This is a genomic window from Amycolatopsis sp. NPDC104775 (genome assembly GCF_055583325.1).
On sequence record NZ_JBVJOE010000001.1, the window covers coordinates 177812 to 197143 of the forward strand.

General features: G+C 70.9%; 17 protein-coding genes. 3 read left to right on the plus strand and 14 right to left on the minus strand.

Annotated features, from left to right (window positions below; all coding sequences use genetic code 11):
• Positions 1-2: 2 nt before the first annotated feature.
• Positions 3-1175 carry an MFS transporter gene (locus ACZ63D_RS00740; RefSeq protein ID WP_465352180.1) on the minus strand — a complete coding sequence of 391 codons (1173 nt, stop codon included), beginning with the start codon at positions 1173-1175 and terminating at the stop codon, positions 3-5.
• Positions 1176-1265: 90 nt separating this feature from the next.
• Here ACZ63D_RS00740 and ACZ63D_RS00745 point away from each other — a divergent pair, with 90 nt between their 5' ends.
• Positions 1266-2027 (plus strand): DeoR/GlpR family DNA-binding transcription regulator, encoded by a 762-nt coding sequence (locus ACZ63D_RS00745; protein ID WP_465352181.1) that lies wholly within the window; start codon positions 1266-1268, stop codon positions 2025-2027.
• 3 nt (positions 2028-2030) lie between these two features.
• Here ACZ63D_RS00745 and ACZ63D_RS00750 read toward each other — a convergent pair whose 3' ends face one another.
• From ACZ63D_RS00750 to ACZ63D_RS00775, 6 genes are all read right to left on the minus strand, one after another.
• The gene (locus ACZ63D_RS00750) at positions 2031-2603 is read right to left on the minus strand and encodes an alkaline shock response membrane anchor protein AmaP (RefSeq protein WP_465352182.1); all 573 of its coding nucleotides are present in this window, start codon (positions 2601-2603) and stop codon (positions 2031-2033) included.
• Positions 2600-3127: a DUF6286 domain-containing protein gene (locus ACZ63D_RS00755; protein WP_465352183.1), complete on the minus strand. Its 528-nt coding sequence runs from the start codon at positions 3125-3127 to the stop codon at positions 2600-2602. The genes ACZ63D_RS00750 and ACZ63D_RS00755 overlap by 4 nt, the downstream gene beginning before the upstream one ends.
• A 624-nt stretch (positions 3128-3751) precedes the next feature.
• Positions 3752-4144, minus strand: coding sequence for an Asp23/Gls24 family envelope stress response protein (locus ACZ63D_RS00760; RefSeq protein ID WP_465352184.1), 393 nt, complete (start codon positions 4142-4144; stop codon positions 3752-3754).
• 3 nt (positions 4145-4147) lie between these two features.
• Positions 4148-4324, minus strand: coding sequence for a hypothetical protein (locus ACZ63D_RS00765; protein ID WP_465352185.1), 177 nt, complete (start codon positions 4322-4324; stop codon positions 4148-4150).
• Positions 4321-4755 (minus strand): hypothetical protein, encoded by a 435-nt coding sequence (locus ACZ63D_RS00770; protein ID WP_465352186.1) that lies wholly within the window; start codon positions 4753-4755, stop codon positions 4321-4323. The genes ACZ63D_RS00765 and ACZ63D_RS00770 overlap by 4 nt, the downstream gene beginning before the upstream one ends.
• Positions 4752-5213, minus strand: a complete 462-nt coding sequence (locus ACZ63D_RS00775; protein ID WP_465352187.1) for an Asp23/Gls24 family envelope stress response protein — start codon at positions 5211-5213, stop codon at positions 4752-4754. Before ACZ63D_RS00775 ends, ACZ63D_RS00770 begins: the two co-directional genes overlap by 4 nt.
• A 183-nt stretch (positions 5214-5396) precedes the next feature.
• Between ACZ63D_RS00775 and ACZ63D_RS00780 the strand changes: the two genes are divergently transcribed.
• Together ACZ63D_RS00780 and ACZ63D_RS00785 are read left to right on the plus strand one after the other, a co-directional pair.
• Positions 5397-5606: a CsbD family protein gene (locus tag ACZ63D_RS00780; RefSeq protein WP_037812879.1), complete on the plus strand. Its 210-nt coding sequence runs from the start codon at positions 5397-5399 to the stop codon at positions 5604-5606.
• A gap of 626 nt (positions 5607-6232) precedes the next feature.
• Positions 6233-6964 (plus strand): hypothetical protein, encoded by a 732-nt coding sequence (locus tag ACZ63D_RS00785; RefSeq protein WP_465352188.1) that lies wholly within the window; start codon positions 6233-6235, stop codon positions 6962-6964.
• A 777-nt stretch (positions 6965-7741) separates the two neighbouring features.
• Here ACZ63D_RS00785 and ACZ63D_RS00790 read toward each other — a convergent pair.
• The 7 genes from ACZ63D_RS00790 to ACZ63D_RS00820 are packed head-to-tail and all read right to left on the minus strand — an operon-like array spanning position 7742 to position 19115.
• Entirely contained in the window at positions 7742-8422 is a 681-nt protein-coding gene (locus ACZ63D_RS00790; RefSeq protein ID WP_465352189.1) for a winged helix-turn-helix transcriptional regulator, read from the minus strand.
• A 12-nt stretch (positions 8423-8434) separates the two neighbouring features.
• Positions 8435-8866 carry an acyl-CoA thioesterase gene (locus ACZ63D_RS00795; RefSeq protein WP_465352190.1) on the minus strand — a complete coding sequence of 144 codons (432 nt, stop codon included), beginning with the start codon at positions 8864-8866 and terminating at the stop codon, positions 8435-8437.
• Entirely contained in the window at positions 8863-14073 is a 5211-nt protein-coding gene (locus ACZ63D_RS00800) for an SDR family NAD(P)-dependent oxidoreductase (protein ID WP_465352191.1), read from the minus strand. Before ACZ63D_RS00800 ends, ACZ63D_RS00795 begins: the two co-directional genes overlap by 4 nt.
• Positions 14070-15002 carry an enediyne biosynthesis protein UnbU gene (locus tag ACZ63D_RS00805; RefSeq protein ID WP_465352192.1) on the minus strand — a complete coding sequence of 311 codons (933 nt, stop codon included), beginning with the start codon at positions 15000-15002 and terminating at the stop codon, positions 14070-14072. Before ACZ63D_RS00805 ends, ACZ63D_RS00800 begins: the two co-directional genes overlap by 4 nt.
• Positions 14999-16912, minus strand: a complete 1914-nt coding sequence (locus tag ACZ63D_RS00810; protein WP_465352193.1) for a CRTAC1 family protein — start codon at positions 16910-16912, stop codon at positions 14999-15001. The genes ACZ63D_RS00805 and ACZ63D_RS00810 overlap by 4 nt, the downstream gene beginning before the upstream one ends.
• Positions 16909-17850: a DUF1702 family protein gene (locus ACZ63D_RS00815; protein WP_465352194.1), complete on the minus strand. Its 942-nt coding sequence runs from the start codon at positions 17848-17850 to the stop codon at positions 16909-16911. Before ACZ63D_RS00815 ends, ACZ63D_RS00810 begins: the two co-directional genes overlap by 4 nt.
• The gene (locus ACZ63D_RS00820) at positions 17847-19115 is read right to left on the minus strand and encodes an ABC1 kinase family protein (protein ID WP_465352195.1); all 1269 of its coding nucleotides are present in this window, start codon (positions 19113-19115) and stop codon (positions 17847-17849) included. The genes ACZ63D_RS00815 and ACZ63D_RS00820 overlap by 4 nt, the downstream gene beginning before the upstream one ends.
• Positions 19116-19332 lie beyond the last annotated feature (217 nt).

Here is a 19332-nt window from a genome sequence, read left to right on the forward strand (position 1 = left end):
CCTTAGCGGCCAGCGTCAGCCATCTCCGGTTTCCGGCTGGGCTTGACGCGCAAAACTCCCGCGCTCACGGCGGCGATCACGCAAAACAGGGTCAGCAGCAAGAAAGTGCGGTCGAGCGGAACGAGACGCGTCAGCCAGCCGATCACAGCCGGACCGGCCAGCATCCCGACGTAACCGAGACCCGCCACCCGGGACACGTTGGCGCCGGCGGCGGACGGATCGACCTGCCCGGCTCCGCTGAACAGCTGCGGGACACAACCGGACAGCCCCAGGCCGAACAACGCCCACCCCGCGAACGCGGCCGTGACCGACGGGAAGACCGCCACGATCGTGATTCCGGCCGCCGCGACCGCCGAGCCGTAGCGCAGGACGGCCACCGGACCGAACCGGGCGGAGAACCGGTCCGCGAGCAGCCGGCCGAGCGTCATCGTGGCGGCGAAGGCGCCGTAGCCGAAGGCCGCGACGCTTGCCGGCACCCCGAGGATGTCTTTCAGCTGCAACGCACTCCAGTCGTTGGCCGCTCCTTCGCACAGCATGATCATCAACGCCAAGACCGCGAGAACCCAGATGTGCCGGGAACGTTTCGCCGACCGTACCTCGGCAGCAAGAGCAGGTCGCTCCGTTTCGGTCGCCAGCAGTCTGCGAGCCGAGACGAGCGAGGTCACGACGCCCACGACCGCCACTGCGGTCAAGGTCGCGATCGGACCCACGCCCGCCGCCGCGGCAGCGATCAGCGCGGCGAGAACACCGCCGACGGAGAACGTCGCGTGGAACGCCGACATGACGGGCCGCCGGTAGGCCTTCTCCACGTGCACGGCGTGGGCGTTCATGCTCACGTCCAGGCAGCCGTGGCAGAAGCCGAAGACCAGCAGCGCGCCGCCCAGCGTCCACGGGTCCCAGGCCAGGCCGGGAAGCACCAAAGCCGCGCTGGCCAGCACTCCCCCGGTGGGAAGCACGATCCGCGTCCCGAGCCGGTCGCTGAGCGTCCCGGCCACCCGCATGCCCAGGAAAGCCCCGAGGCCCAGCAGCACCAGCAGGCCGCCCAGCGTCGCGTGCGTGATGCCGACGCGCTCCTCGACGGCGGGGATGTGCACTACCCAGGCACCCATCAGGGTGCCGCACAGCACGAAGTACACGAAGGTCGCCACCCGGGCCGAGCGAGGAGGTCTGTCCATGCCAACGACCATAACGAACACGCTTGATGATTGAAAAGCAGGTATTCGCACACATTGCATGTTCGATACGAGAGGCGGTTGAATCACGGCATGAGCAACGCAGGCCGCCACGGGTTGATCGTCCAGGCCGTCCGAGAGTCCGGCAGCGCCACCGTCGGCGAACTCGTCGAACTGACCGGCGCGTCGGAGATGACCATTCGGCGCGACCTCGACACGCTGGCCGGACAGGGCGTCTTGGAACGCGTCCGAGGCGGCGCGCGCACCCTCCTGCTGCGCGGCGAGGAACCGCCGTTCGCGTTGCGTGCCAACGAAGCCCTCGCCGCTAAACGCCGCATCGCGGCCGAGGTGTCCGCGCTCGTCGCCGACGGCGAGACCGTCCTGCTGGACAGCGGCACCACTTGCGTGGAGATCGCCCGAGAGCTGCGGCAGCGACCGGTCACCGTGCTGCCGCTGTCCCTGCAGGCGATCCACGTCCTCGGCGAAACCCCCGGAGCCGCGACTCTGATCGTGCCCGGCGGGCAACCTCGCGCCGCCGAAGGGGCCCTGACCGGCCCGCTGACTCTCGCTTCACTGTCCGCACTGCGCTTCGACACCGCGATCCTGGGCTGCTGCGGCCTCACCGCGGCCGACGGCCTCACCGCCTACGACCTCGACGACGCGGCCGTGAAGAAAGCCGCGCTCGCCTCCGCCCGCCGCGCGGTCCTCGCGACCGACGGCAGCAAACTCGGCCACACCGCCCACGCGTACGTCGGCCCGGTCGCGGCATTCCACACCATCGTCACCGACGACACCGCACCCGACGCCGAACTCGCCGCGCTCGAAAACGCCGGCGTCATCGTCACAATCGTCTGATGCTCACCCGACGCGGGACGTCGTGCGGCTGGTGAACCGGAACTCGATCTCGACCGGAATGTCGTCCAGCTCCAACGCTTCCTTGAACCGCGGAAGGCTTTCCTCCATGACGCGCGCGCGGATCTCGGCGAGGTCCACGTCCTGTTCGCACGTGATGATCAGCGCCAGGGACGGCCTCTCCCGCGACCCGGCGAGCCACGCCCGGGCCTGATGCACTCCGGGATACTCGCGCAGTTCCTCGACGAAGGGGGCCACCGCGTCGTCCGCGTGCAACTCCGTGCGGCCGTGAGCCGGATCGGTTTCGAACCGCCACACCCCCGTGCGCGGCCGGTGCACGAGCTGGGCGAGCAGCCAGCGCAGGGCGAGCAGTCCCACCACGACCGCGACCGCGGCGATCACGTAGAAGACCCAGACGGGCGGCTCGGCGGTGCCCGGCACGAGCGGAGCCTCGGGGTCGACGAGCCGCAGCACGCGGAAGTGGGTCGCCAGGCCGAATCCGCCCGCGGCCAGCAGTACGAGGCCGAACAGCGCGAGCAGAAAACGGTTGAGCGCGGCCGGACGGTTCGGCGTGGTCATGACTGCTCCCTCGTGGTTCGGACCCGCACGGACACCGCCGGACGCCGGACAGGCGCGATCCGGTCCACCCGGGATTCGACGGCGGCACGGACGGCGTCGGCCAATCCGTCCGTCCGGCTGCGCGCGGTTTTTACCCGCACCTTGACCTTGCGCGCACCGGTCGAGAGCTGGGCTCGCTCGACCCCGTCCACGTCGGCCGCTGCGGCGCGCAACGCGGCGCGGTAGCCCGTGGTGTCGGCACCGGAGTCCGGGGCTCCCGTCAGCGGGAGGATCCGGCGTTTGCCTGGCAGGAGCGCTGCCCCCAGCAGCACCAGCCCGAGCAGCGCCACCGCGCCCGAAATCAGCGCCGGGACGAGATCAGTCCAGTGCGCGTCGTGGGCCGTCGTCGCGGCCGCGCGGTAGTCCAGCCACGGCTGGTGCCCGGTCAGCCGCTGAATCGCGGCGACAGCTGCCAGGACGCACACCGCCAGCAGCACCGCGGCGGTCAAGGTCGCCGGAAGCGACCGGCGGGTTCGGCGTTTCACTCGATCCTCCTTTGTCCTGCGGGCGGAGCCGTCGCGGCTGCCGCCCCACCATGCGCCAGGGCCGGGCTCCGACACGCGGAGCCGTCACTGGCTGGGCCGCTCCGCGGGGTCCAGTGCGCCAGCGGCCACGGCCGATGGCCCCGGTTCGCCGCGACGACCGCGCACTGCCGTCACTGACTGGACCACCTCGCCGAGGCCAGAACACCGGCGGTCCAGCCGATCGCCCCGGTTCGCCGCCACCACCGCGAATCAGCCCTCACTGACTGGACCACCCCGCTGAGGCCGGAAAGCCAGCGGCCCGGACTGATTGCCCTCGTGCCGCGACCGCACACGGCGCGCCAGCCGTCACTGACTGGACCGCACCGCCGAGATCGGAACGCCAACGGCCCGGCCGCTCGCCCTTGCGCCGCGACCGCATACGGCGCGCCAGCCGTCACCGACTGGACCAACCCGCCGAGGCCAGAACACCAGCGGCCCGGCCGCTCGCCGTTGTGCCGCGACCGCGCACTAGCCGTCGACCTCGCCGGAACGACATCGGCCAGCCCGTCCGCGACGATCCCCGATGGGCGACCGGAGCGCGGCGAAAACCTCGGCTCCCAGCTCACCGCGGCGGGCTGGCAAGTCTCATTCGACCCTCCGCTGCCCGGCGGCCTCGGTGTGCAGCGCCGTCACCGTGATGCCGACGCGGCTGACCGGCATCCCGGTCATTTCCCCGACGCGTTCGCGCAGATGGCCGCGGACCCGTTCGGTCGTCGCGCCGACCGGGGCCGGGTACTCCAGCGAGATCCGCACGTCCAGTTCGATCTCGCCGCCCGCGATCCGGGCGGTGGTTTTCGCCGACCGGTCCAGCGATTCGCCGCCGAGGCTGATCCCGAGCGTCCGCCCGGCGGAGCCGCCGACCCGGTCCACCTCACCCGCCACGTGCGCCGCGAGCCGTTCGACCACGTGCTCGCTGATCGTGAGGCTTCCGCGGTCCTCCGGCACGGTTCCGATCGCGCGCTCCGCTGCGACAGTCACGGCTCACCCCCGGTCGCGGCCGGTGAGCTGCGAAAGGTCGAGTTTGCCGTCCAGCAAGCGGCCGACCAGCAGCCCCACCGCGCCCAGCACGAGCACGAGCAGGAAAGCGCCGAACCCGCCGACAGCGGCGGCGATGCCCAGCACGAGGCCGGTGATCAGCCCCAATCCGGTTGCGTTCACGACACCGTCTCCTTCCGGTTTTCTGACTCGGTTTCCGCCGCCGCCGGCGCTTCGGCGACGAGGACGTCGGCGATGACCACGTGCACCGGACTGCCGGGGGACGCGACGGCCGCGCGCACCGCGGCCGCCACGTCGTCCGCCGAGAACGGAGCCCGGACCGTCACGCCGACGGTGACGTCCTCCTCGGTGACCCGCACGCCGCTCACCCGGCCGCCCGCGCCGAGCGTCGCGATCTTGCCGAAGCTGCCGCTGTGCACGTCCGCCACCTCCGGCAGTTCCCGCACCGCGGCGGCGATCCGGCGGGCCTCCGCGAGCGGATTCACCGGATCCGCCCGCCGCGCCGGGTCAGCGGGCCGGGCGCCGCCGCCCGGCCCGCTTCCGCGCTCCTGGCGAGGGAGATCCGGGCGGCCGGCCTTCGCCGGCCCGCTCACTGCACCCGGCCGCTGTCGCCGGAGGCGTCCTCGTCGTCGTCGGACGGCAGGTGCAGGTCGCCCACGTTGATGTTGACCTCGACCACCTCCAGCCCGGTCATCCCTTCCACCGCGCTGATCACGTTCCGCCGGATCGACCGCGCGACCTCCGCGATCGAAACGCCGTACTCGACCACGATCTGCAGGTCCACTGCGGCCTGCTTCTCCCCCACCTCGACCGAAACGCCCTGCCCGGCCGACGCGGTCGCGCCCGGGATCCGCTCCCGCAGCGCGGAGAACGCCCGCGCCGCGCCGCCGCCGAGGTCGTAGACCCCGGGGATCTCGCGCGTCGCCAGGCCGGCGATCTTCTGCACCACCACGTCCGCGACGGTGGTCGTCCCCTGCGAACTGGTCAGCGGACCGGCGTTGACCTTCTCCACGTCCTGGGACTTGGCCGCCGTGTCAGTCGTCGAAGCCATGATTCTCCTCCAGTCGGTTCCCGTTGTTCAGTTCATCGGTTCGACTCCACCGCCGCACAAAGCTCACGCCCCGAACGAGTGGTGACGATCACATCATCGAGTGAATGACGGTTTGGCGATCGCGGTGTCCTTACGCTTGACGCATTCTCGCGTTCATTGTCCGGCGATGAAGGAGAGCATTTCATGTCTATGGGTGACAAGATCGGCGCCAAGGCAGACGACTTCGGCGGCAAGGCCAAGGAGGCCGCCGGTTCCCTGACCGGCGACGAAAAGCTCGAGAACGAAGGCAAGGCCGACCAGGCGAAGGCCGGGATCAAGGAAGCCGCCGAAAACGTGAAAGACGCCCTCGGCGACGCGGCGGGCAAGGTCAAGAACGCGCTGAAGAAAGACTGATTTTCTTCGCGGTGAGCACGCGGGGTCCCGGCACGGTCGCCGGGACCCCGCACGCGTATCCGGGACCGGGCAAGCCCAGTGCAGCCCGTCAGGCGAAGCCGGAATAGGGGGATCAGGACTTGCCAGCGTGGCCCAGGAACTCGATGAAGACGGCGAACAGAGGCAGCCAATAACGTTTCCCTGCCGCTACCTTGAGCGATTCGGCGATCCCGGCTGCTCCTTCGAAGGCGCATACGCTCCCGAGCGACTCGGAAGGCGATGAGTAAGCATCTCCACGATTTTCCGGTGCTCGAATCGCTTGCCACGCTCGGCCGGATCGCGTATTTCAGCCGACGGACCGGCACATCTTGAGTCCTTTGCGGACGATCGGCGGGCCGGATATGCCCGGCGGCAGCACTTCCCGGTCACGGATTCACGCATTCTTCCGCCCCGTTCCGGTCAGCCACCCCCGATCTGATGACCGGCGCCGCCGGTCCGGCCGCTCCCTCCCCGGAGGCCGGTCGCCGTGGGTCACCGGAGGCGGACACAACCGGGTCGATCTTGCTCCGCTCCCTGGCCGCCGGGGAGATCACTACCTTAAATTCAAGCGAGCCAGAGTCTTCGACACGCACCTGCGGAGGTAGAGGATGCCCGCTCCGAACGACGAGACACCCGGACAGCCAGGCCCCGGCAAGGACCGGCGGGGCTTCCTGAAGGGAGCCGCCGCCGCGGCCGCGCTGGGGATGGGCGGGGTCGCCGCCGGCGGGCTGCTGGGCGGGCGGCCTGCCGAAGCTTCCCCGCAGCAGACCGGCCTTCCGCCGATCGGGGCGGAGATCCCGTGCAGCTGCCTGGCGATCAACACCCCGCTGCAGATCCGCACGTCCTTGGTCAGCGTCGACTTCCGCGGCGGGATCAGGGTCCGGGTCGACGTCAACCCGGACGACCCGGTCAACTCGGTGCGGCTGCGGGTCGTCGGCCACCGGGTCACGGCCGAACTGCCCGGCGGCGACAGTGCCGACCAGGGCGGCGGCACGATCACGATCGAGCAGAACGACGTGGACGTGGACGCCAAGAGCCTGCTCAAGCTGACCCAGCGGTTCCCGCCGCGCTTCGAGCAGGTCATGGTGCTGAGCTTCACCATGACGATCGACCAGCCCGACGGCCTGCTGCGCCGGGCGGGCATCCGGTCCCGGAAGGCCTACGAGCCGCTCGTGCTGACCACGAAGGACCCGGGGATGCTGGTCGGAAAGCTGACCCAGTTCCCGCCGCGCGGCGACCTCTACCAGCTGCAGAACCCGATCGACCTGGTGCTGCCGGACGACCCGGACACGACGATCGCGTCGATCCAGAAATTCCCGGTGAAGGTGGGCGGCCTCTGAGGTTCAGCCCCACGCAGCGGCCCGACCCGCCGATACGCGGGCCGGGTCGCTGCGCAGGACCCCGCCGTGCGGGCGGGTCGCTGACGGAAGCGGGCCCTTTCGAGATTCGGGGACCCTTCCGTTCTGGCCGCCGGGCCGCGGACCGTCGATGAGGCGGGCTGCGCGCCCACCTCGGCAGGATCGGTCGAGCCGCGCTCAGCATGACGAAGGCGGCGGCAGCCTCCTGGCATCCGACCGCGCGGAACCACACGACTCGCCGCAGGCAGGCCAGGCAGACAACCCGAAGGCAAGGCACTGCCAAGAGACGGACGGCACCGCCGGGCCGCGACACCGGCCTCGGCAACCGGATCGCCGATGGTTGCGGGCCGCCCGTGTCATGAGCACGCCTCCTCCGGCCACTCGCCAGACCGCTTCGGCCAGCACCGCATCCCAGGACGGCCAGGGGCTCCAGCTTCCGGTCGCGCGGAAGCACCAAATCACCACGTGCGGGCGGGGCCACCTGCCCGCACGGGACAGAACTCGCCGCCAGGCCAGATTCTCCACGGGCAACCGGCGGCAGAACTCGCGGGCAGCCAGCCCCTTCATTCCTGCAAAGCGCTCGACCGCCCGAGTTTCACCGCAGCGCCATGCCACCAACGGACGCGGCTCCCGAGAACCGCCAGCTCAGCCAACGGGACGAAATTCGACCCGCTCCATCAACCCCAGCACTCGCGCAAAACCTCTGGCCACTCACTCTCGCACCCGAGCACCGCACCACCAGCGGACGAGGCACCCAGCTCAGCCGACAGCACGAGAATCAGCCCGCACCATCAGCCCCAGCACCGTCGAGCAGCGCACTACCGCGTCCGGGTCGCCGTCGAATGTCAGCTTTCCCGTGGCCAGCGCCTCGAACGGCTCGAGCGCTCCGGCGCCGATCCGGACGAACGTCGTCGCATCGGTGCGGATGCTCAGCGCCGGGGTTTCGGCGGGGCCGCGCGCCATGGTCAGGGCTCCGCGGTCGACGGTCAAGTGAAAGATTTCGTCGTCCACGGTGAATTCGTACGTTTCCGCGACCTCGGGCAGCCGGCTCGCGTCCGCCATGGACTGGACCGCTAGCAGGGCCCAATGCGGCCGCGTGACCTGGTCCGCGCTCGGTTCGTCAAGCAGGCCGATGCCCCATTTCGACAGCGCCAGCACCGGTTCCCGCAGCTGTTCGCCCAGCGGGCCGAGCCGGTAGGCGTGCCCGGCTCGGGTTTCGGAGCGTTCGACGATTCCGGCGGCGCTCAGCTTTTTCAGCCGGTCCGCCAGGAGATTGGTGCCGATGCCGGGCAGGTCGGCGAGCAGCTCGGTGTACCGGCGCGGGCCGAGCAGCAGCTCGCGCACGATGAGCAGGGTCCAGCGTTCGCCGACGGTGTCGAGGGCGGCGGCGAGCCCGCAGTACTGGCGGTACTGCCGTTCTCCTCTGGCGGTGGTCGTCACCGCCCCAGCGTACTACTGGATTTTCAAGTACGGCGTCAGGGCACTCCGGAGCTGTTCGGGGACCGGGACCGGTGCCAGGCCGCCGGGTCCTCGGGTCATGCAGGCGACGGCCTGGTGCCCGCGGGCGACCAGCTGCGGCACCGCGACCTCGGTCCGGTAATAGTCGAAGGCCATCGCGACGCGGTGGTCTTCGAGTCCGGTCAGGGTCATGCGCAGTTCGACGACGTCCCCTGCGGTCAGTTCGCCGAAGTACTCGCAGCCGCACCCGGTGGTGACCACGGCGAAGCCACCGGTGAGCGAGGCGAGGACGTCCGGGGCGTGCTCGGCAAGGAACCGTTCCCGGCAGTGTCCTTGCCAGCGAAGGTAATGCGCGAAGTAGACATTGCCGACGAGGTTGGTTTCCTCCAGCGTGACGGGATGGCGGTACCGGTAGGCCGGGGTCATGCCACGCCACCGGCCGTGAGCAGCGCGAGCGCGACGGGCAGGCGGTATCCGTCCACCGCGAACACCGCGGACGCGATCCGCGCGGTTCCGGTGGAGAGGACCAGCCAGCCGCCCTCGTAGGCACCGGAAAGTCTTGTTTCCGAAGGGTTCCTGCTCACTCGCGTCAGACATCGCCGCACCGTCGAGGCTCGCGCGGCCAGCCGCTCGGGCGATTCGTCGCAGGGGCCGGAGAGCACGCGGAGCAGTTCGGGATCCGGTCGTTCGTGCGGTTCGACGAACTCCCAAGCGCAGGCGGCCGGGCCGGAACTGGTGGCGTTCACGGTGAACGGTTCGCCGATGGACACGCGCAGCGACGGATCCAGCCCGAGCGCGGTTGCCGTCCGGGTGATCGCCGCGGACAGCAAGACTGGCGGCAACGGCCGATCGTCGGACAGTGAGCCGGTGTCCGCCAGCCGCAAGCCGGTCCAGCGGATGGCGGTGCGGCCATTCGGGTCGGTGGCCACGACGTTCCAGGTGTAGCGGCCGTCAGCGGCGTGTTGTTCGGAGCCGCGGAGTTCCCACGGGCCCGCGGCGCGCGGGTCGAAATCGACGCGGTCGCAGGCGATCGGCAGCAAGCGCCGCGTCGGAACGCAAGCTTGCAGGACGTGCACGGTGGCGTCGTGGGCCGCTGGGTCGCCGAGTACCGAGGTGAACCAGGGCTCGGCGTTCGGGGTGATCGTGGCCCGGCAGGACCACGGGTCCGGGACAGCGGCCGCGGCGACCCGGCGGAAGGGTCCGCTGTGGAACAAAAGGGCGTACAGCTGGTCCGGTTCGATCCGGCCGCGATCGGGGACCTCGGGCGGAGGTGCTTCGGTTTCCTCGGCGGACAACGGGAAAGTCGCGCTGAAATGATCCGTGAGGAAGCTGGATTCGGCACAGCGCAGCACGGTGGTGACGACGTCCCCGTCTCGCAAAGCGCACACCCGGACTGTGTGCTCGCCGGTTTCGGGAACGATGACCGGTCGGTCGAATCGGGCATCGCAAGCCGTCGTCAGTGCCCGGCCGGCGACCGCGGAAGCGGCCTGCGCCATGGCTTCCAGCCCGACGACGGCGGGCAGCAGCACCGCTCCGTCGACCCGGTGGCCGTCCAGCCAGGGATCGGTGCGCAGCGAAAGAGTCGCGTCGGCGACGAGTTCGACGCCGGGGTGGCCCGTGCGGATCCGCTCCAGGAACCGGCCCGTGCCCGCCGGGAATTCCTCGCCGAGGCGTCCGTGCACGGCTACGTCGGCGGGCATCGACGGCGTGCGCAGCAGCCGCAGGAACAGCTCGGTTCCTTCCTCGACCGGGATCGGCGTGGCCCCGGAGCGGGCGAGGGCCCGCGCCGCGCCCATGCGTTCGGCCATGCCGGCGCCGGACCACGCGGACCAGGCGATGTCGAGCACCCGGCAGGACGGCAGCTCGCGCGCCAGCCGCCGGGCCTCGGCGCGCAGGAGGCCGTTGGCCAGCGCGTAGTGGCACTCCCCCGCCATCCCGGCGGACCCGATCACCGAGCCGAAGGTGACCAGCAGCCGCAGCGATTCAGGCGGGACGGCGGCGAGCAACGCGCGGAGCCCAGTGACTTTTGGACGCAGGTGCGCGCGGATCGCCTCGGCGGTCAGATCGGCGAACCGGGCGGGTTCGTTGACGCCGCTCGCGTGCAGCAGCGCGGTCGCAGGCCCGGTCTCGGCGGTCAGTTTTTTCACGGCCAGCGCGACCGCGGCGGGATCGCCGACGTCGGCGGCCTCGTAGGCGACCCGGATGCCGTCCGCCCGGAGCCGGTCCAGATTGGACCGCAGGAGTTCGTCGGTCTCCGGGTGGGAGCGGCCGAGGACGGCAAGCGCGACCCCGGTCGTGCTGGCGAGGGCCCGCGCGCACTCGTAGCCGATGCCTTTGCCGCCGCCGCTGACCAGGAGCACGTCCTGGTCGTCGAGCAGTGTTTCGTCTGGCTCCGCGTGCACCGGCCGCTCCTGCGGTTCGTACCAGGTGCCGTCCTCGCCGAGGATCAGTTCGCGGAACCGGCCGGGTTCGGCGTGGAGCGCGGAGAAATCCGCCGCACCGACCGGGACTTGAGCGAGCGTGATGCCGATGCCGGGATGTTCCTGGTGCAGTGAACGGAAGAAGCCGCTCACCGCACAGCCGTGCGTGACCACGACGAGCGCCTGGTGACGCAGGGCTTTCCTGCCAGCGTCGAGCAGCGCCTCGACGTCTTCGGGGTCGGCGAGGTACACCGTTTCCGTCGGACGCCACGGTTCCGTCCGGGCCGGGACCAAGGCTTCGGCGAAGCAGCTGATCCAGGGCCGCACGCCCGGTATTTCCCCGTCGGATTCCTCGGTCTCCGGAAGCCGTTCGATCTCCGCGATCACCTCGCCGACCGAGCTGTCGGCGAACGCCATCGACACCGACGGCAGCTTCCGGCCGAGTGCCGACGCCGCCTCGACCACGAGCTGGGTGGCCCGCAGCGAACTCAGGTTGAGATCGGCGAGCAGACGGGCGTCGGAGCCGATGAGTGCCGCGTCCAGCTCGGTGGCCTCGGCGAGCAGGCCGGTCACTGTCGCGGCGGCGTCCCGAGCCGGGGCGGCGTCCGTCGCCTCCCTCGGGGCGGGGACGACCGCCGCCACCGCCGCACAGGGGTTCGTCAGGAACTCCGGCTCGCGGCCGAGGTCGATGGGTCGCGCGGCGCGTCCGGCGAACCAGCGGACGAGGTTCGCGACGGCCCCGGCGGCGAACAGCGCGGCAGCGGAATCGGCGGACGCGCGATCGCCGGATTCGCCGATGTCCAGGCTGACCGCCGCCCGCCCCGCCAGAGCCGTCAAAGCCCGGCCGGGGCCCGCTTCGCAGAACAAGTCCGCTTCGACGACCTGCACGGCGGCCCGGAACCGCACCGGCGCGCACAACTGCTCGACGAGCAGTTCGACGAGGTCGTCTTGTTCGGTGAGCGCGCGACCGTACACAGTGGACACCACCGTGCGCCGCACCGGAGAGAGCTCGACTCCCGCCAGGAACGCGCGCCACGGCTTGGCGCAGGCGGCCATAGCGGGACTGTGGAAGCCGTGGGACACCGGAAGCCACGTGACGCGGAAACCTTGTCGCTCGGCTGCGGCCGCTGCCACTTGGAGTTCGGCGACAGCTCCGGACAGCACCTGCGACAGGGCGGAGTTGTCGGCCGCGACCACGACCTTCGTCCCCGCGCAGAGCGCCTGTGCCTCGGCCGCGCTCGCCGCGACAGCGAGCATTCCGGTGCCAGATGTCCCGTATTTGCCCATGATCCGACCGCGTTCGATGGCCAGCCGTTCGCCGTCCTCCGCCGACAGACAGCCCGCCCACGTGAGCGCGGCAAGCTCGCCGAGGCTGTGGCCGATCGCGGCGCTGGCGGTTACGCCCAGGTCTTCGAGCCGGGACAGCGCGGTGCGACACGCGCGGTAGATCGCGGGCTGGGCCACGGTGGTGTCGGCCGGTTCCGCACCGCTCGCTCCCTGTCCGGGGAACAGCAGCGCTACCCGGCCCGGCACCGCGTTGCCCAGCCAGGAGCCTGGGGACGCGGAGAGCTGACTATTCGCCAATGAAGGCACTTCGGCCGCGGCGCGGGCGGCAAGGGAGGCGAGTTCGGCCGGAGTTCGTGCGACCAGCGCGGCCCGGACCGGCCCGGACGGGACCCGGCGGCCGTAGTGGCAGGCGAGATCGTGCAGCTCCGACCGCGACAGCCGCGGTGCCGCCTCGGCGATCCAGGTCAGCTCGGCAGCGACCTGGAGGGGGTCGGACCCGCTGACGGCGAAGACGTCGAATTCCGGCGTCGGCCGGTCCGCCACCGGCGACCGCACCGAGCGGGGCCGTGCCGGCGAGCCCAGTACGACGTGGGTGTTGATCCCGCCGAAGCCCATCGCGCTCACTCCGGCGAACCGGCGGCCGTCCGGCCACGGCTCCGGCTCCTTCAGCACCCGCAAGGTCTCCCCGACCGCTGGATGCGGCGTCGCGCAGCCGGTGGTCGGCGGCAGCAATCCCGAAGACACGCTCAGCGCGGCTTTGAGCACCCCGGCGGCTCCGGCGGCCGCCTTCGTGTGGCCGATGTTCGCCTTGACCGAACCGAGCGCGGCGGCGGTCCGCGCGCCGGACCGAGCCCGGTTCAACGCCGTCAGCTCGACGAGGTCGCCGACCGCCGTCCCGGTGCCGTGTCCCTCGTACAGCCCGATCTCCGCGTGCTCGATCCCGGCCATCTCGCCCGCCCGGCGCAGCGCGAGCAGTTGTCCGTCGGCTTCCGGCCGGGTGATGCCGCCGCGGCCGTCCGAGGAAACGCCCCAGCCGAGGATCTCCGCGTACACCGGCAAGCCCGCCGCGCGGGCGTCTTCGGCGCGGGCGAGCGCGAGCATCCCGCAGCCCTCGCCCGGCCAGAAGCCCGCCGAACGCTCGTCGTAGATCCGCATCTCGTCGGCGGCGAGCGCGCCGGTCTTGGCGAAGCCGACCAGCTCGAACGGGTCGAGCGACAGGTCCACTCCCCCGGCCAGCGCGAAGTCGGCCCCGCCGTCCCGCAACGCCCGGCAGGCGGTGATCACGGCGAGCATCGACGAGGCGCACGCACCGTCCACTGTGTACCCACCGCCGTGGAAGCCGAAATGGTTGCAGATCCGGCCCGCGATGGTGTTCGCGAGGCTTCCGGCCAGTGTTTCGTCGCCGACCTCCGGAAACGCGGCCAGATAACGCTTTTCGACCTCCGCGAGGTCCACCTCGCCGAGCGTGGCGCGCAGGACGTCCCGGACGTACGGCCAGCGCAGCCGCAGCGTCCGGGCACGGGTCACTTCGCCGGTCAGGCTGTTGCCGACGACGACAGCCACCCGATCGGCTTCCAGACCGGATCCGGCGGGATGACCCGCGTCGGCCAGCGCGCGGTCCGCGGTTTCCAATGCCAGCCAGTGCGCGGGATCGGCGGCGCGAAACGTCGAGCCGGGGATCCGGAACGCCTCCCGGTCGAACTCCCAGTCCGCCAGCACCGCGGCTTGAGCGCTGTAGGTGCGGTCCGGGACGCTCGCGTCGGCGCTCCAGTAATCGGCGAGGTCCAGCCGTCCCGGCGGCAGCCGCCGGAACGCGCGGCGTTGGTGCAGCACGGTTTCCCACAGCTGGTCCGGGCCGGTCGCGTCCGGGTAGCGGCAGGCCATCCCGACGATCGCGATCGGCTCGCCCGCCTCCCGGCGGGTCACGCGGGCTCCCGCGCCGGCACCGGTTCGGCGGCACTGCGCTGCGCCGGAAGCAGGACAGTCCACTGCGGACTCTTCCGGGCGGCGACGACGAGCACCGCAGCGCGCAGCACGCAGGTGATCGTCAGCGCGAAGAAGAGGCCGAATACGACGTGGAATTGCACGAGCACGCCGTACACCGCCGCCGTGGCAAGCCCGAAGTACACCTGATTGCGCCGGGACGACGGCGTCGTGCCAGGGTCGGTGATCATGTAGTTCGTGAACAGCACGAACGCCGTCCCGGTGATCGGCAGCACCGCGCTGACCAGCGAAACCTCAGTGAACAACGCCCGCAGCAAGGCTTGGCCGAGGAAGCCGCCGACCCAGCCGAGGATCAGCGGGACCTTGCCGGTGAGCTGGGCGTTCAGCATGGTCCCGGCGATCAGCAGCAACGCGGGCACGACCGCGTCCCACCAGCCGGAGACCCATTCGGTGAACTCGTACGGCGGCGCGATGCCGACCCAGCCGAACAGCAGCAGGACCGCCACGATCCCGACGTTGCTCGGGTTGAGCACGTGCCTGCTCTTGCCGCCGATCCGCACCCGCACCACGTATTTGGACGCGACGCCGACGACCGAGGCGAGCACGGTCGGCATGAACCGGTCGTTGGCGAACAGGAGCATCGCGCACGCCATGCCGGTGATGTAGGCCGGAAGCAGGAAGTCGACCACCGCGCCGGGTTTGCCGAGATAGCGCGGGCGACGCCCGGCGGTGGCGGCCTCGACCGACTCCAGCACGATCTCCGCGGTCAGGGCGGCGACCACGGCGACCACCGGGGTGAGGTATGCCTGTTCGAAGCCGAGCACGGTGTGCCCGAGCACGGTCAGCACGGTGATCGACGCGCCGAACCGGCGCAGGGCAGCGGAACGGCGTTCGCTCGGCGATTTGGTCACCGGTCCTCCTCGATGGTGCCGTCGGGGTTGAGCCGCAACTGGTGCCAGCCAGGCGCGAGCGAGGTCGAACCGTCGTGGCGGCGCCCGCAGCCGTCTCGCCACGACAGGCGGACCGGCACGGCGGCAGGCGGCTGGCTGCCCAGGCCGAAGTGCAGGTCCGGGGCGTTGACGCCGTTGTGCCCATTGGCCGGGTACACCTGCTGGAGCCGCTTACCGCCTCCCGGCGCGGCGACCTCCGCTTCTGCCCCGATCGCGGGCGACGTCGGCCCGCCCGTCCGGCACGCGTCGCCGCCCACCGATTTTCGCAAACGCAGCCCGAGGAACGCTCCGGCTGGCGACGTGTTGCGGTACAACGTGGACGGTGCCCACTGGTTCGCGACGACGAAGTCGAGCCGCCCGTCGCCGTCCACGTCGCCGACCGCGAAGGCACGGCTGACCTTGTCGGTGCCGACGCCGACCTCGTCAGCGACGTTCACGTAGCGGCCGTCTCCGTTGCGCACGAAGAACGAGTTGCGGTCGTGCCCGGACAGATCGGTTCCCTCGGTGAAACGCGGCCACAGAGCGGGATGGCTCAGCACCAGGTCGTTCGACATCGCGGTCTCCTGCAGCTGCGCCCACCGGTTCACCTCCCCGGCGACGAAACCGGTCGCGTGCATGACCTCGTCGGAACCGGAGTTGGCGAAGTCGGCGGCCTTGACATCCCACGACCATCCGGTGCGGGACAGGCCGAGATCCTCGCTGTGGTCGTCATAGGGCGCCACGCCTTCGCGCAGCCGGGCGGCTGTCGTGGATCGGTCCACAGTGGACTGGTAGGCGAAATTGCTTTCCTGCAGGGCGTACGGCTCGGTGATGTTGCTGACCAGGATGTCCGGGACACCCTTCGCGTCGAGGTCGGCGAATGCCACGCCCATTCCCTTGAACGAATCGTTGCCCAGCACCTTCGACTTCGGCGTCGTCGCGTGCCGCGTCCCGGTCGCCGGGCGGAACGCGAAGCGGCCCGGGGCGGACTCGTTGACCAGCAGGTGATCGGGGCCGAAGTCGTTGGCCACGTAGAGATCGGGCAGCCCTCGCCCGCCGATGTCCTGCGCGCCGAGCGCCAGCGCCCATCCGGTCCGCACCTCCGGCGGGAACGCGCCGGGAGCCTCGGCGAACCGGCCGGCACCCACGGAACGGAACAGCCGGAGCGTGCCCCCGTTCACCGCGTGCGACAGCGAATCGTTCATCACCAGTTCGGGCTGGTGCGCGGTGGGATCGAGCACGCGCGCGCCGTCCGGGAAGTAGTTGCCGAAGACGAGATCGGGGTGCCCGTCGCCGTCGAAATCGCCGATCGTGGCGGCATTGGTGTTCCAGATCTGCCACGGGCTGACCAGCTCGCGCGGCCGGAACGCGGCTGCCGACGGCACGGTCCCCGGCAGCCGCTCGAAGATCACCGGAGACCGGCCCCAGTAGTAGACGACGACGTCCTGACGGCCGTTCTCGTCCACGTCCGCGGGCAGGCAGCCCATCGGAGCCGCGAAGGACGGCATCTCCAGCCCCGACGGCGTCAGCGTGAACGGCTCGTACCGCGCGCCAGTGCCGGGAGCGGGCTCGACGGTGACCGTGTCCGTGCGGGGATCCACCAGGCAGACGTCGTGCGAGACCGGGCCGCCGTCCGCGGCGAACAACGCGGTCGCCGCTCCCACGGAGGAGATCCAGGACCGGATCTGCTCGTAGGCCGGGGCGACCGTCCGGACGTGCCGCCCACCGGGTGCGTCGTCCGGGCTGACGGGTGAGGCGGCGAACGAGAACTGGTGCGCCAGCGCGGTTTTCTCCGCCGAAGACGATTGTGGGACGACCGTGAACGCGAACACCGCCGCGCAGCCGAGCAACGCGACCACGCGGGCCAGATGCCGGCGCAGAAAAGGTCTCATCGGCTCTTCCTCTCCCAGAGATACCGGATTTCCGCGCGCCAGCGCTGATAGTGCGCGAGTGTGGACGGGTGCGGCACGCCCTGTCCGAGCGCCTGCTCGGTCCAGTCCGCGGCGACGTCGGTACTGGCTCCGGCCAGCACCTCGGCGGCTTTGTCGGTGTGCGCGGGCACGATTCCGCTGACCCGCCGCGCGGCGCAGGCGAACGCGCAACCCTGTGCCAGGTGCGCGCGGCAGTCCCCGGACAGGTCGGCCAGCCGGGCGAGTTCACCGGCGTCGGCACCGCCCGCGTAAGTCGCGGCGAGGCCGATTCCGCTCCACAGGTCGGCCCGCCGGCCGGCGGGGAACTCGGCGATCCGCAGTGCGACGCCTTCGGGATCCGCGCATTCGCAGAACCACAGTGCCCGGCCGAGTCCCTGGTCGCGGACGTGCCGCGGCCCGAGGCCGAGCCCGGGTTCGACCCGACGGCGGCCGACTGCCCGGTCGGTGTGGAAAAACCCTTGGTGGAACCCGAATCCGTCCCAGGCCAGCCAGCGCAGCAACGGATCCGTGCCGGTGCTCCGGAAAAAGGGACGCAACCGCAACCGGGCGTACGCCCAGCCGACGCCGACGTGCACGAGGTGCGGATAGCCCGCGGCCGGTCCTTTCAGCAAAGCCGCGACTCGCCCGCGCCGGGCCGGAAGGATGAGGTCCAGCAGAGCGCACCCCATTCCCGCGCCCTCGAACGCGAACCCGCGCAGCTCTGGTTCGAGCGCGGACACCTGCTGCTCGAGCGTGTCGCGATCCGGCTCGACCGAGGCGTTCAGCCCGGTCAGGAACGCCTGGCCGGCCGACTCCAGGACACCGCGCGCCGGCCCGGGCCGCAGCCGGAACCGGCGCAGCCCGAAATCGACCTGCCGCGAGTCCTGGCGCAGCGCCCGGGCCAGAACGCCGGACATCATCTTGCTTCCTGCGGGACGGCGACGACGCGTTCCATCAAGGCGGTGACCAGCATCGGCCGGGCCTCCCGCTGGAAGTCGACGTCCGGGTGGAATTCGCGCACTGTGCCCTCCAGGACCAGCAAGGACAGGATCGGGAAGACAAACTGCGGGTCGGCGTGGAGACCGTGCCGGCGCTGGAGGTCGAACAGCTTGGCTGCGAAGGAAACCAGGTCGAAGTCGGCCGCGCTGCGTCCGGTGTGTGTCTCCACGAGCGCGGACAGTTCGGCACGGAACCCGGCGGGGTCGGAGCCCGGCGAGGCTTTCGCGGTCGACAGCACGATGTCGGCGCAGGCTTCGCCGTCGCCCTGGCTCATGCAGTAGAAGAACGCGGCGAACTTCTCCCGCGCGGACTCCGACAGCTGGACGGTGAACCCCGCGTCCAGCACGACGATCGAGCCGTCCTCGCGGAAGTAGAGGTTGCCGGGATGCAGGTCGCAGTGCACCACGCCGTCCAGGAACAGCATCCGGTACACCGCGCGCAAGGCACGCACGACCGCGTCCCGGCGTTCCTCCTCGCCGAGTTCGTCCGGACTGCGGCGGGTCAGGCCGTCCAGGAAGTCCATCACCAGAATGTCCTCAGTGGACAGTCCGGGACGGACTCCCGGCACGGTCACCCCGTCCGCGCCGCTGAGCGCTTTCCGGAAGCCTTCCAGCCGATCCGCTTCCCTCCCGAAGTCGAGTTGCGCGCGGATGCTCTCGGCGAGCTGCCCGGCGACGGCGGCGACCGGCACGCCGCGCAGCGTCGGCAGCTTGGCCAGCACCCCGGCCGCCCGTTCCAGCATCGCGAGATCAGCCGAAAGGGACTGGACGATCCCCGGCCTGCGCACCTTCGCCGCGACCGCCCGGCCGTCCGGGAGGACCACCCGGTACACGCAGGCGATGCTGCCCGCGCCGACCAGTCGCGGCTCGCCCGCGCCGAACCTCAGCGCGGGCGGCATCGTGCGGGGCGGAACCGGGCGGACCTGGTCGTGCAGCCGGGAAAGCGCGCGGCACACTCGCTGCGGCAAGAGATCCGCCCTGGTGCTCAGGAGCTGGGCCGCCTTCACGAACGCCGGCCCCAACGCCACTACGGTGTCCGCCAGCCAGACGTCTCGGTCGAACCGTTCGCCGCGCAGCCGCGCCGCTGCCGCCGCCGGCCCCAGCAGCAGCGACCGTCCGGCGAAAACCGCGAACACGCGCGCCGCCCGCAGCGCCACCGTGCCGCCGCTGATTTTCGGAAACCTCATCTCTCCCCTTCGCCGTCCAGGCCGACCGCCCTACGAGAGACGTTACAACCAGTAGTGCTTTGAATGCCCCCTGTTACCTCAGGACCATCCTTTCCGGCAAAGTCAGGCCGAAACACCCGACTGGGTAAGCTGTTTCCCTGTCGAGGCCAGGAAATCGGCCCGGCTCGGCACGCTGCCTAGGACGCGAGTCACCGCCGCTGACTCGGTCGTGGTCGCG

Bases quoted from the DNA above. Each gene is read 5' to 3' on its own strand.
- ACZ63D_RS00740 (WP_465352180.1), bottom strand. From the start codon at position 1,175: ATGGACAGACCTCCTCGCTCGGCCCGGGTGGCGACCTTCGTGTACTTC.
- ACZ63D_RS00745 (WP_465352181.1), top strand. From the start codon at position 1,266: ATGAGCAACGCAGGCCGCCACGGGTTGATCGTCCAGGCCGTCCGAGAG.
- ACZ63D_RS00750 (WP_465352182.1), bottom strand. From the start codon at position 2,603: ATGACCACGCCGAACCGTCCGGCCGCGCTCAACCGTTTTCTGCTCGCG.
- ACZ63D_RS00775 (WP_465352187.1), bottom strand. From the start codon at position 5,213: ATGGCTTCGACGACTGACACGGCGGCCAAGTCCCAGGACGTGGAGAAG.
- ACZ63D_RS00780 (WP_037812879.1), top strand. From the start codon at position 5,397: ATGTCTATGGGTGACAAGATCGGCGCCAAGGCAGACGACTTCGGCGGC.
- ACZ63D_RS00785 (WP_465352188.1), top strand. From the start codon at position 6,233: ATGCCCGCTCCGAACGACGAGACACCCGGACAGCCAGGCCCCGGCAAG.
- ACZ63D_RS00795 (WP_465352190.1), bottom strand. From the start codon at position 8,866: ATGACCCCGGCCTACCGGTACCGCCATCCCGTCACGCTGGAGGAAACC.
- ACZ63D_RS00810 (WP_465352193.1), bottom strand. From the start codon at position 16,912: ATGAGACCTTTTCTGCGCCGGCATCTGGCCCGCGTGGTCGCGTTGCTC.
- ACZ63D_RS00815 (WP_465352194.1), bottom strand. From the start codon at position 17,850: ATGATGTCCGGCGTTCTGGCCCGGGCGCTGCGCCAGGACTCGCGGCAG.
- ACZ63D_RS00820 (WP_465352195.1), bottom strand. From the start codon at position 19,115: ATGAGGTTTCCGAAAATCAGCGGCGGCACGGTGGCGCTGCGGGCGGCG.